Origin of the sequence: Streptococcus fermentans (assembly GCF_040888305.1) — a bacterium.
Taxonomy (GTDB): Bacteria; Bacillota; Bacilli; order Lactobacillales; family Streptococcaceae; genus Streptococcus; species Streptococcus fermentans.
Genome location: NZ_JBFNFG010000005.1, coordinates 43498 through 56352, shown reverse-complemented (window position 1 = coordinate 56352; position 12855 = coordinate 43498). Strand labels below are relative to the sequence as shown.

Below are 12855 nucleotides of genomic sequence, written 5' to 3'. Positions count from 1 at the left end.
TTATATTATAACGCTTTCATAAATTTTTTGCAAACTTTTTCCTCATCTTGCGAGGGAAAAAGTTTTAATATTCTGACAACCAGCCTCTAATAGCATACTTTTAAGACGATTCAAGGTAGTTCCAGTTGTATAAATATCATCAAAGAGTAAGATATTTTTGGGGGGCTTCACTCCATCTTTCAATAAAAATGGAAACTCTGTAAGTAAACGATCAGATCGATTTTTTGAAGAACTAGCCTCCACTTCTTTTTTAACCAAAATATCAAGATATGTTAACCCTGTCTCCTTCATCAGGCCTTCAACTTGATTAAAGCCTCTGCTTTTTAAACGCTGGTCACTCAGAGGAACAATCACAATCTGATAGTTCTTATACTTCTTTAACTCTTTTTGCAATATCTCAGAAAATATCTTTCTAAGAAGATAATCACCATCAAATTTATAGCGACTAAAATACTCTTTCATAGCCTGATTATAGGAATAAAGAGCTCTATGATCAACATTTACACCTTTTTTACACCAAAATTGACAATCTTGACAAATAGTTGACAAACCTTTTTTAAAACAACTCGGACAATGATTACCACCAATGCTCTCGAAAGACGAAATACAGGATTCACAGACTAGTTCCTCCTCCTTTTTAAAACAGAGCAGGTTAGTAAAGGTTATCTCTTTTTGCAAGTTTTTAGCACACAATAAACACTTCATACTCCTGCCTCCTGATTCATTTGTTTGATCTCCTTTATGGCTTTCTTAATGGACAGATTGGGTCCGTCATGGAAAAATATCAGTTCTCCAGTAGGACGATCCATGCTTCTTCCAACTCGTCCACCAATTTGTACTAAACTTGACTTGGTAAAGAGTTGATGATTGGCTTCCACCACAAAAACATCTACACGAGGGAAGGTAACTCCACGCTCTAATATAGTTGTGCTTATTAATATCGTTAACTTTCCATCTCGAAAGGCCTGTACCTGCTCTAATCGGTCTTCTGTGATTGAAGATACAAAGCCTATTTTCTCATTCGGAAACTTCTCCTGCAAAATTTCTTTTAGCTTTTCTCCCTTTTTAATCTCAGAGGCAAAGATTAGTAAGGGATAGGCCGTCTTTCTCTGTTTCTCAATGTAAAGTTTTAATTTTGGAGGTAAGCCATTTTTTTCTAAATATCTATTAAAATGCGATAACCAGATTGGCTTGGGAACAATGAGAGGATTTCCATGAAAGCGACGAGGTAAACTGAGACGCTTTAACTCCCCTTGTTTAACTTTTCTATCTAACTCATCTGTTGACGTTGCTGTTAAAAATATTCTCAATCCATTTTCCTTTACACAATTGTTGACAGCATGGTAAAGCACTGGATTATCAACATAAGGAAAGGCATCCACTTCATCCACAATCAATAAATCAAAAGCTTGATAAAATTTTAATAGTTGGTGAGTGGTTGCTACAACTAAAGGTGTACGAAAATAGGGATCCGACTCCCCATGTAGTAGCGCAATATCACATGCAAAATCATTTTGTAGTCGTTTATGGAGCTCTAGGCAAACATCAATTCGTGGACTGGCCAAACAAACAGCTCCACCTTGATCAATCACCTTGGCAACAACTTGGTAAATCATCTCTGTCTTACCAGCTCCTGTCACTGCATGTACCAAGGTAGCCTCCTTCTTATCTACCGCCTGAAGGAGTCCTTGTGATACCCGCTCTTGAAATGGAGTCAGTTGACCTGACCATTTTAGTACATCTTGCTGTGGAAACCTTTCTTGCGGAAAATAATAGAGTTTTTGATCACTTCTTATTCGCTTCATAATCAAGCATTCTCGACAATAAAAAGCACCAACAGGCAAATACCATTCTTCTTTTATCTGACTACCACAACGCTGACAATATTGTTGGCCCTTCTCTTTTTTTATGGATGGAATTTGTTTTGCTCGTTGTCTCTCCTCAAGACTTAATTCTTGTTCCGTAAAAAGGCGACCGAGATAATTTGGATTGACTTTCATATTTCTTTATTCGTAAAATGTAGAACTTTACGCTATTTTTTAGTACAATAAAATTATGGAATATAGAACTATAAAAGAGGACGGTCAAGTCCAAGAAGAAATTAAAAAATCACGCTTTATCTGTCATGCCAAGCGTGTCTATAGTGAAGAAGAGGCTCGTGATTTTATCACAGCTATCAAAAAAGAACACTATAAAGCTACTCATAACTGCTCTGCCTTTATTGTCGGTGAACGTAGTGAAATCAAGCGAACCAGTGATGACGGAGAGCCTAGTGGAACTGCTGGTATTCCTATGCTAGGAGTTTTGGAAAACCACAACCTTACTAATGTCTGTGTGGTAGTTACTCGTTATTTTGGTGGTATTAAACTAGGGGCTGGTGGTTTGATACGCGCTTATGCTGGTAGTGTTGCCCTAGCAGTTAAAGAAATTGGCATTATTGAAATCAAAGAGCAGGCAGGGATACAGATTCACATGACCTATGCCCAGTATCAAGAATATGGGAATTTTCTTAAAGAGCATAATCTCATAGAATTAGAGACAAACTTTACAGATCAAGTTGACACTATGATTTTCATTGATAAAGAAAAGAAAGACGGTATCAAGGCTGATCTCATTGAATTTTTCAATGGAAAAGTTACTCTAACTGACAAAGGTTTACGTGAAGTTGAAGTACCTGTAACCCTATCGTAAAGAAAGGAAATATCATATGGCTTTTGGAAGATTAATTCAGGGACTCGCTGGAAACTTCAGTGAGCAAAGTAAAGAAGCTCTTACCAAGGAGTTTGGACAATATTTATTAGAAAATGAAGAAATTCAAAGCGGATATAAACTCATTCGTGACTCAATTATCTTTACAAATATCCGAATCATCTTTACAGATAAACAAGGGGCAACCGGACGGAAGATGTTTATCAAATCAATTTTCCTCATGAACATCGTCAATGTTGAGATGGAAACTGCTGGACTTGGGATTGATGATAGCGAGATTACGATTACTTATTTAGAAAATGCCTTTTTAAAATCTCACAATGAGCATTTTAATTCTCACAAATTTGAATTTCCAAAGAAAACTGATATTGTACCTCTTTACACCTATCTATTTGACTTAGCTTATCATAATCGTTTGAATATGAATGGTTTGAATCACTGATATAAAAAAATCCTATCACTCCGATAGGATTTCTATATTTTACAAAAGTTAAAGTTAGCGTTATACTAGTAGCATCTTATATAAAGAGGTGCTAATATGGCAATTTATAACAATATCACAGAACTCATCGGTAGAACACCGATTGTTAAATTAAATAACATTGTACCAGAAGGTGCAGCAGATGTTTATGTAAAACTTGAAGCTTTTAACCCAGGATCGTCAGTTAAGGACCGTATCGCCCTAAGCATGATTGAAAAAGCAGAACAAGAGGGTAAACTCAAACCTGGTTCTACCATTGTAGAAGCAACTAGTGGGAACACTGGTATTGGTCTCTCATGGGTTGGTGCCGCTAAAGGTTACAAAGTTGTCATCGTTATGCCTGAAACAATGAGCGTGGAACGTCGTAAAATTATCCAAGCTTATGGAGCTGAACTAGTCCTCACTCCTGGTAGCGAAGGAATGAAAGGTGCGATTGCAAAAGCGCAGGAAATTGCTGCTGAGCGTGATGGTTTCCTACCATTACAGTTTAATAACCAAGCTAACCCAGAGGTTCACGAAAGAACAACAGGAGCTGAAATTCTAGCTGATTTCGGAGCTGATGGTTTAGACGCCTTTGTTGCCGGTGTTGGTACTGGAGGAACTATTTCTGGTGTTTCTCATGCTCTTAAGGCTGCTAATTCAAACATTCAAGTTTTTGCAGTTGAGGCAGATGAATCAGCAATCTTATCAGGTGAAAAACCAGGACCTCACAAAATTCAAGGTATCTCTGCTGGATTCATCCCAGAAACACTTGATACAGAAGCTTATGATGGTATCGTTCGCGTAACCTCAGACAATGCTCTCACACTTGGTCGTGAGATTGGCGGAAAAGAAGGATTCTTGGTAGGTATTTCTTCTGCAGCAGCTATCTATGCAGCAATTGAAGTTGCTAAAAAACTTGGAGCAGGAAAAAAAGTCCTTGCTCTCGCACCAGATAACGGTGAGCGTTACCTATCTACAGCTCTCTATGAGTTTGAAGTATAGTCTCCTAAATACACTAAGCCCTGAGTATGGGGCTTTTTGTTTACCTTCAAAGGGATTCCTCTGAGTTCCCCTCCAACAAAAGAAAAGGAAGCAGATTTGCTTCCTTACTTTTTATTAGTTATTCAAGGCTGCTGCCATTGTAGCTGCAACTTCTGCTTCAAAGTCGTTTGCAGCTTTTTCGATACCTTCACCAACTTCAAAGCGAGCGAACTCAACTACTGAAGCGTTAACTGATTCAAGGTAAGCTTCAACTGTCTTGCTGTCATCCATGATGTAAACTTGTGCAAGCAGTGTGTAAGCTTGGTCAACTTTAGTGTTGTCAAGCATGAAGCGATCCATTTTACCTGGGATGATTTTGTCCCAGATTTTTTCTGGTTTACCTTCTGCAGCCAATTCAGCTTTGATAGCTTCTTCAGCTTGAGCGATTACTTCATCAGTCAATTGAGCTTTAGATCCGTATGCCAAGTGTGGAAGAGCTGGTTTACCAACCATAGCACGGCTTTCATTATCTTGGTCGATAACGTGGTTCAATTGTGCCAACTCATCTTTAACAAATTGCTCATCCAATTCTTTGTATGAAAGAACTGTTGGTTTCATAGCAGCGATGTGCATTGAAATTTGTTTAGCAAGTGCTTCGTCTCCACCTTCGATTACAGAGATAACACCGATACGTCCACCGTTGTGTTGGTATGCTCCGAAGTGTTGTGCATCTGTTTTTTCAATCAAAGCAAAGCGACGGAATGAGATTTTTTCTCCGATAGTTGCTGTTGCAGACACATAAGCTGATTCAAGAGTTTCACCTGAAGGCATTGTCAAAGCAAGAGCTTCTTCGTTGTTAGCTGGTTTTCCTTCAGCGATTGCTTTAGCTGTTGCATTTACCAACTCAACAAATTGAGCATTTTTCGCAACGAAGTCAGTTTCAGCATTAACTTCAACAACTGCTGCAACGTTACCGTCAACATAAACACCAGTCAAACCTTCTGCAGCAACACGGTCAGCTTTCTTAGCTGCTTTTGCCATACCTTTTTCGCGAAGCAATTCAATCGCTTTTTCGATATCGCCTTCCACTTCAACCAATGCTTTTTTAGCGTCCATAACACCAGCACCAGATTTTTCACGCAACTCTTTAACAAGTTTAGCTGTAATTTCTGCCATTTTGATTCTCCTATATTTTTAAAAATAGGAGAGCCGGGCTAAGCCCCGCCCTCCTAGGTAATTACTATTTATTATGAATTAAGCGTTGTCGCCTTCTACAACTTCAACGATTTCTTCGATTGAGTCTGCTTGAGCTTCTGAAGCTGCAAATTCTGCTTCAACTGCTGCAACAGCATCTTCACCTTGGCGACCTTCAATGATAGCGTCTGCCAATTTAGCTGTAATCAACTTAACTGCGCGGATAGCGTCATCGTTCGCTGGGATGATTACATCAATATCGTCTGGATCAGTGTTTGTGTCAACCATCGCTACAACTGGGATACCCAATTTTTTAGCTTCTTTAACAGCGATTTGCTCTTTATGTGGGTCAACTACGTACATTACATCTGGGATACGAGGCATATCTTCGATACCACCCAAGAATTTTTCAAGACGTGCACGTTGTTTGTTAAGAAGTGCAACTTCTTTCTTAGGAAGAACTTCAAAAGTTCCATCTTCTTCCATACGTTTGATTTCTTTCAAACGAGCGATACGTTTTTGGATTGTTCCCCAGTTTGTAAGAGTTCCACCCAACCAACGGTGGTTGATGAAGTATTGACCTGAACGTACTGCTTCCTCAGCAACTGCGTCAGCTGCTTGTTTCTTAGTACCAACAAACAATACAACTGCATCGTTAGCTGCAGCATCACGCATGAAGTCGTATGCTTGGTCAGCGTATTTTACAGTTTGTTGCAAGTCGATAACGTGGATTCCGTTACGCTCAGTGAAGATGTACTTAGCCATCTTAGGGTTCCAGCGACGAGTTTGGTGACCAAAGTGCACACCAGCCTCAAGAAGTTGTTTCATTGAAATTACTGCCATGAGTATTTCTCCTTTTTGTTTTTTTCCTCTTCTTGATTTCAGCTTGCAAAACGACCCGAAGGCAACAGCTTCACAATTCATCAAGAATGAGTATTATCGTTTACACGACAAGTTACATTATAACATAGTTGAACCTTTTTTTCAAGTAATTGTGCTAGTTTTTATATTATCCAATAATGGTGTGATAGTTCAAATCGCCATTATAACAACATTTCTAAACTCAATAACTCTATTTCAAGGCTGTTTCTTACTGTGAATCCAGATTGTTTTATGTTATAATTATAGTGTAGATAATTAAACCGTATGTTGTTAGAGAGGTGTTTTATGGCTAAGAAAAACTTGAATTTAGATGAAGTTATGGCTTATATTGAGAAATTGCCGTTTACTCAATTCAAAAGCGTTGTAGAACATTACTCAAATACCCAAGACAGCGACTTCTCCGATACCCTTAACAAACTGACCGTTTCAAACTTTGAGCAACGGTTAGAGAGTTTAGAAGTAAATTCTTCATGTCCTACTTGCTCCTCTCACGATATAGTTAAAAACGGTCGTAAGAATAATATCCAACAATTCAAGTGTAAAGAGTGCAATAGGAGGTTTACTCGTTTTACAGATACTATCCTAGAAAAAACACGTTGGCATTGGGATATTTGGATTAAAGTCCTAGAAATGACAATTAACAGCTATTCCATACACGATATGATAAATGTTTTGACTAAAGACTATGGTTGCAAAGGTATCAACTACAAGACGGTATGGCTTTGGAGAATGAAACTAATACATACTCTAGCTGAAATGCCCATGCCAAAACTAACAGGCGTTGTGCAAGTTGATGAAACTTTTATCCGAGAAAGTCAAAAAGGAAGTCGGAAGCTAAAATCCACCATCGGAAATAGTGTCGAGCGTAAAGCTAGATATGGTCGCCAACCCTCTCAATATGGTGTTATGGGAGCAGAGTTTGCGACTGTTGTAACTGCTATTGATAATCGTGGTTATTGTGTTTGTAAGGTTGCTAGTCTTGGAAAACTGTCTCCTGAACTATTCTTTGATTTATTTGACCAACACTTTGATAACATCGCTTATTTATGTAGCGATGCCAATAGCGTGTATGAAGATTATTGTCAGTTAAGAAACACTCCACACTATGTTAGACCTTCAAATTTCTTAAAAATCATAGGTAACTACGGCTATATCATTCAAGCAACAGAAGAATTTGAAAAGAAAACCAACAAAAAGGTATTAGAACACCTCTACTATGAAGGGATAACAGACAAAATAACCAACCGTGGCGAAATCCTATTTGATACTTTTAACGATATAAAATACCAAAATGGACTTTCTCTTGCTCGTGTCAATGAACTGCATAATGAGATTAAGCAATATATCTACCGTGATATGACAAATGTATCAACAAAACACCTTCAAGATTATATTGGATTTTTCACTTATATCAGAAATTGGCGAACTACTAACGGTCATTACCCAACCTCACAGAATGATGCAGAAAATATCTTTATTGAGATTTTGAAAACAAAGAAAAACCTTACTTCAACCGAAGTAAGGCAAAAAGAATTATCATTACCAAAACCAAGTTCTCGCTATATGGAAGTATTGAAAGAAGAAACGGAAAAGGCTAGAAATGCCATTGATAACCCCTATTTCAAGTTTAACGAGGAAGATGGAGTATTATCATTCAATAAGCGTGAGTACCTCTTAGACTTGCCAAAAACACGCCTATACGCTATCGCTAAGGAATGTCGGATTCCTCGTTACAAGAAACTAGCTCATTGGTCGTTGGTATCAGTTATCTTGAAGCAGGATAATATTCAAGATATACTCTACCAACAACTCGCAAAAGACCGAAATAAACTCATAGATGAAGAAGATTTGGAAGTGATGCGGTCTAGTGGGTATGTGTTATAAGTTCTTGTCTATAAATGTAAGGGCTTCATCTTCCCCCTCTTCTATAGCAATTTCAACAGCCTTTTGTGCCAAACTATTCAATTCTATTGCTCGTTTCCTAAAACTAATACTACTCTTAACAGTATTTGAAATTTTTTGTTGACTGTGAGACTGGAGTTGTGGGATGAGTAGTGATTCTAGCTCTCCTTTTCCAATAGATGGCATTATAGTCCCTGAACATCGTTTTTTTAGAAGCGATTGCATTATTTCTGATTTTAACAATAATAATAGGTAGTAGGGAGATATATCTTCACTCCTTAAAACAAAGAAGCCTGTTGAACAGATAGCACCTTCAAATTCTTCTGTGATAACAGCACACTTTTCAATAGATCCTTCAAGGCTTGAAATCAAAACGTCACCTGTTCTAACCAACCTTCTCGCCCTACTTGGTAACTTAGAACCTATATCTTCTGTAAAGTCTTTTATCTCTCCATAATCTCCTATATTTGATAATTCTATATATTTGTATTTTTTCTGTGCTTCTGCTGAAAAAGATGCATCAATAATCTCGATATTACTATCAAAAATTGACCTTCCTAAAAAATTATCAAAAATATTGTTTTCGATTTTATCATATACAGGTTGATAATACTCGGCATCTAATCTATTAAAAGACTCAATCTCTTTCAAACTTTTAATAGATATTTGCTTTCTTTCTCTTTGTTTAGACAGACCACCAAATTCCAACAAATCTAGTAAGTTTCTTTCCGCATCTTTATATTTCTTTTTAGAAAGTTTTAAATAGTTATATGAATCAAAAATAATATCTTCTATTTTTTCTTGTAATATGCTACTAAATTGTGGTAACTTAATTTTCCTAAATTTTGCAGGACTAAAATTAGCTTGATTACTTACCAAAGAATATTTTTCAATTTCTTCACGCCCGTATTTAGAATTTAAGTAAGCGACTAATGTTGCTGAGTTTATAATTTTAGAATCAGGTCGAACTCTAAAAAGATAGGAAGCAAAGCCATAGTCATAATCTTCCGGAACAATCGAAGCCCTACCAACATATTTTGGATTTCCGTTTGTTCGACAAATTAAAACATCATTTTTTTTTAGCTTCAGATTAAAAAAAGTCTCTTGATCAATTTTGTCTGTATACTTTTGAGGTTCCCCAATAAAGAAGGAATCAAATTCATTAAGCCTTAAAATGGGAAAGCCCAATTTATCTTCATTTAATGTTTTAGAAGTGCCATATTGTGAAAAAGAAATAGCTTCACTAGCTTTTAGAGCTAATTTATTTTTGTTAGAATTCCAATATTCTGCTTCAATGCGGAAATCCTCATCACGACAAATTTTTTGAAAGTGTATTATTTTAAGTTTTGCCATTACAATCAACTCTCCTTTACAAAAGAGAGTCCTTCTTGTCTTGCAAATTCCAAAAAGGCTTCTGCAATACCATCCTGTGAGTAAAGATTATAAGGGTTTTTGTTCTCTAATTCTGGGTCATGATTGAAAAGGTCATGTTTTACAAAAATATGACCATGAGTATCTTTAATACGTTCTGTAAACTCATTGATTTCTTCTGAAACTTTATAATATTTCTTCCATTCGCTAGAGAGTTGATTGTACTCATCGTATGAAATAAGTTGATTATTGTTTTTCCCCAGAATAGGAGACTTCTTGTAATTATCTTTTTCAGATGAATCTAGCAACAAATATTCCTCAATAGAAAGCCTTTCAGGTTTCTCATCAGATTTTTTATTTTGCTTAATAACAAATTCAACATTCTCTAACTGCCAATGTCTATGGGTATTAAGGTCACCATATTCTTCTACAAATAAATCTCTTATGAAGCGTGTTTCGTCATCCTTGTTAGTTTTTTCTATTTTAGTAACCTTAGTCTCCGCTTGTATTTTATAATGCGATTTCCTAAAAGTCTTTTTACTACGTTCTATTTCATATTCTTGTTCTGAAATGACAGCACCATCACTTCTTCGAGTAATAACATTGATTGTTTCATACTCATAAAAAGTCCAAGTAACATAGTTTTCAGATACATAAATCTTATCTCCTGAACCATTTTTACTTGGTTCTTGCATGGTAGCAAAAAAGATAGGATAATCTATATTTCCATTTTCGTCTGCTTCTGGCTTAGGACAGATATTGGAATAACCACGAGTTTCATCAACCTCATTTGTCCACTTTTGAACAAATAATACACTTGTTTTTGTACTAGTATGTGGCTTGAATACATAGCCGTGTAAACCTACTACTCCTAAAAGTCGACAACGCTCTAAGATATAATTACGGATGTATTTCTCATCAGAATTATTGAATCGTCCCTGTGGCAGAACGACAGCCATTCTCCCACCAGGTTTCAAGAAATCAATATTTCTTTCGATAAACAAAACATCTCTACCGATAGTATTTTGCAAATCAGCTTTTTCATCCCCTTCTTTCCGTCCTAATAAATATTGTCTAAGTTGTTCTTTGTTTGTAAGTTTTCCAGCAAAAGGTGGATTCGCCATTACAATATCAAAATCAAATTCTTTGAATCGTTCACGGTCACTATCTGCTTTGGGATTGCGACTAATATTTTTTAGTCTATCAAAACCTTCTCTGTATTTATCAGACCATTCTTCATTTCTGACATAATCTTTTGTCCAATTTTCATAGTCCAAAGTATTTAATTCGATAACATTTGTGTGTCCATCGCCAGCAACGATATTTAACATACGACCAACACGGACACTTTTCTCGCTGAAATCCAGACCGAAGACATTATCTTTGACATAATCTTCTTCTCGCTGTGTACGTTTAGCGGTTGTAAATAGATTGTCTTTATTAGGGTTTAAGATGTTCCAAGAGTGGAATATCGTGTGCATCGGAAAGCCACAACTTCCAGCAGCTGTATCAATCATCTTTTCATCAGGGGAAGGGTTTAGCATTTTCACACACATATCAATAACATATCGTGGTGTGAAATATTGCCCCATATCTCCTTTTTGACCTTTGTTTACTAATTGCTCAAAAGCTTCATCAACCACTTCTAAATTTGAGTTGAACAATTTAACATTTTGAAGCTCCTTGACACACGACTTTACTGTTGCTTTCTGCATCTCTAGTTTTGAATTGGACGGAAAGACACCTGGCCATTTCTTCTTTGCTCGTTCATATAAGTCAGATATATTCTTGTAAACATCATCTGCCCTTTCTTGTTCTTTGGCTCTAAATTCCAAGGTTCGGAACTGTCTGTCATCAATTTCTTTGAGGCTTTTATTTCCGTAACGCATCTGATTTGAAATTGCATCTGCATCATCAGCAGATATTTTTTCATCATAAAGTTTTGTAAAAATTAACTTAAATAGCTCATCAAAAGCCTTATCACTAGAATCGTTCGCACCAAAACGCTGTTCTACTTCTGAAATAATTTCCTTCAATGTTTCATTATTTAGGCGGTCATAAATCATCAACTGTTTTAGAGTGAACCGCTGACCATTGACCCAATCGTCGATGCTTTCCTTATAACTAGGAAATGTAGTCAACGATAATTCATTATCAAAATCAGGAAATTTATAGAATTTTAATAAATTTCCACCATTTGCAATGACACCTATTTGAACTTGATTTTGCTTGCAATATGAAGCCATTTGTTCTTTAGGTGTTGAGAATTCATCTCCTTCAATTTTATTTTCATCAGTTACATTTGGTCGTTTAACTTCAATAATGGTTGAAATCTTCTTTTTCTTACTATTTTCATAAATCGCTATATCAATCCGTTTTTCTCTAATTTTTTCACGACCTGCAAATGTTGTCAAAACTTCAAAATCGAGTAATTCTTTTGGATAGCCATAAGTCTCAATGAGCTTATATGCGTATAGTTGTCTCACAATTTCTTCTGGTTTTAATTCAAAATAATCATTGTCCCTATTCATGCCTCGAACAATACACTCAACACCTGCTTTGCCGTCTTTACGGATTTTTATTTTATCATTTAGCCATTTAATTTCTTCTTTTGAAAAGTCTGTCAGCAAGTCATACTCGCCATTTTTTAGAATATCTTTAATTTCCACAATAAACCTCCTTAAACACTAAAAACAGAACTTACACGCTTAGTAGTAAATTCTGTCTTTCTTTTTGTAGCATAAAAAGAGGTTAAAGAAATAACCTTAATTTCTTGTCTTGTCTTGTCTTGTCTTGTCTTGTCTTGTCTTGTCTTGTCTAATGATTGTACCATCATTCTCTCCTTCGTCAAGCATTTTTCTTCTGAATTAGGCGTAAAACTTTTTGACCTTTTTCAGTAATTGCATACTTACCACGCTTATTTTGATAAGGGCAAACATAATCTCCCTCAATCAAGTCACGCAATAGTCTATTTGTTTTTAATTTTGACATGTGGTTGATGTCAGCTATCTCTTGTTGAGATAGGGGGATATAATAATCGCCTTTCACTTCGACTTGATTTTCCTTCAGCGACTTTAGCAGGCGGAAAGTATCATTTGCGAAAGGTTCAAGAGTAAATTCAACCATAAGTAACCCTCCTAACTTAATTATTATATCACAAAACAAAACCACATAAAAGGTCATATACATACACCGTAAAATATTTTGAAGTAAATTCTCAACGAGAAAACAACAAAAACTAGCCGTTTTTGGCATTTTCAGCTATCAATGGTTAGTTTTCTTGTTGTTATAAAGCCGTTTTAAGGCATCAGTTAGTTATCACTATCTAATTGGATAATATAAGCTAGTTTTTC

At 36.2% G+C, this 12855-nt stretch carries 12 protein-coding genes; 4 read left to right on the top strand and 8 right to left on the bottom strand.

Annotation, left to right across the window (positions count from 1 at the left end; all coding sequences use genetic code 11):
- Nucleotides 1-42: 42 nt before the first annotated feature.
- Complete coding sequence (locus AB2B50_RS05920; RefSeq protein ID WP_320692720.1) at nucleotides 43-705, bottom strand: ComF family protein; 663 nt, start codon at nucleotides 703-705, stop codon at nucleotides 43-45.
- On the bottom strand, nucleotides 702-2000 hold the full coding sequence (locus AB2B50_RS05915; RefSeq protein WP_320692719.1) for an ATP-dependent helicase ComFA: 1299 nt from the start codon (nucleotides 1998-2000) through the stop codon (nucleotides 702-704). The genes AB2B50_RS05920 and AB2B50_RS05915 overlap by 4 nt, the downstream gene beginning before the upstream one ends.
- Before the next feature lie 55 nt (nucleotides 2001-2055).
- On the opposite strand from AB2B50_RS05915, the gene AB2B50_RS05910 reads away from it, so the two are divergent.
- From AB2B50_RS05910 to cysK, 3 genes are all read left to right on the top strand, one after another.
- On the top strand, nucleotides 2056-2691 hold the full coding sequence (locus AB2B50_RS05910; protein WP_320692718.1) for a YigZ family protein: 636 nt from the start codon (nucleotides 2056-2058) through the stop codon (nucleotides 2689-2691).
- Between the two features lie 16 nt (nucleotides 2692-2707).
- Nucleotides 2708-3151: a PH domain-containing protein gene (locus AB2B50_RS05905; RefSeq protein ID WP_320692717.1), complete on the top strand. Its 444-nt coding sequence runs from the start codon at nucleotides 2708-2710 to the stop codon at nucleotides 3149-3151.
- A 96-nt stretch (nucleotides 3152-3247) separates the two neighbouring features.
- Nucleotides 3248-4174, top strand: coding sequence for a cysteine synthase A (gene cysK, locus AB2B50_RS05900; RefSeq protein WP_320692716.1), 927 nt, complete (start codon nucleotides 3248-3250; stop codon nucleotides 4172-4174).
- A gap of 114 nt (nucleotides 4175-4288) precedes the next feature.
- Here the strand turns inward: cysK and tsf are convergent, their stop codons facing one another.
- Both tsf and rpsB read right to left on the bottom strand, forming a co-directional pair.
- Entirely contained in the window at nucleotides 4289-5329 is a 1041-nt protein-coding gene (gene tsf / locus AB2B50_RS05895) for a translation elongation factor Ts (protein ID WP_320692715.1), read from the bottom strand.
- 78 nt (nucleotides 5330-5407) lie between these two features.
- Nucleotides 5408-6190, bottom strand: coding sequence for a 30S ribosomal protein S2 (rpsB, locus tag AB2B50_RS05890; RefSeq protein WP_000268462.1), 783 nt, complete (start codon nucleotides 6188-6190; stop codon nucleotides 5408-5410).
- Between the two features lie 324 nt (nucleotides 6191-6514).
- Here rpsB and AB2B50_RS05885 point away from each other — a divergent pair, with 324 nt between their 5' ends.
- Nucleotides 6515-8113, top strand: coding sequence for an IS1/IS1595 family N-terminal zinc-binding domain-containing protein (locus tag AB2B50_RS05885; RefSeq protein ID WP_320692714.1), 1599 nt, complete (start codon nucleotides 6515-6517; stop codon nucleotides 8111-8113).
- Here the strand turns inward: AB2B50_RS05885 and AB2B50_RS05880 are convergent.
- The 4 genes from AB2B50_RS05880 to AB2B50_RS05865 are packed head-to-tail and all read right to left on the bottom strand — an operon-like array spanning nucleotide 8108 to nucleotide 12628.
- Nucleotides 8108-9484 (bottom strand): restriction endonuclease subunit S domain-containing protein, encoded by a 1377-nt coding sequence (locus AB2B50_RS05880; RefSeq protein WP_320692713.1) that lies wholly within the window; start codon nucleotides 9482-9484, stop codon nucleotides 8108-8110. The two genes, AB2B50_RS05885 and AB2B50_RS05880, sit on opposite strands and share 6 nt — an antisense overlap.
- Before the next feature lie 5 nt (nucleotides 9485-9489).
- A complete protein-coding gene (locus tag AB2B50_RS05875; RefSeq protein WP_320692712.1) occupies nucleotides 9490-12171 on the bottom strand; it encodes a restriction endonuclease subunit M in 2682 nt (893 codons plus the stop codon).
- 11 nt (nucleotides 12172-12182) lie between these two features.
- Complete coding sequence (locus AB2B50_RS05870) at nucleotides 12183-12335, bottom strand: hypothetical protein (RefSeq protein WP_320693307.1); 153 nt, start codon at nucleotides 12333-12335, stop codon at nucleotides 12183-12185.
- Between the two features lie 14 nt (nucleotides 12336-12349).
- Nucleotides 12350-12628, bottom strand: a complete 279-nt coding sequence (locus AB2B50_RS05865) for a helix-turn-helix domain-containing protein (RefSeq protein WP_115904784.1) — start codon at nucleotides 12626-12628, stop codon at nucleotides 12350-12352.
- Nucleotides 12629-12855 lie beyond the last annotated feature (227 nt).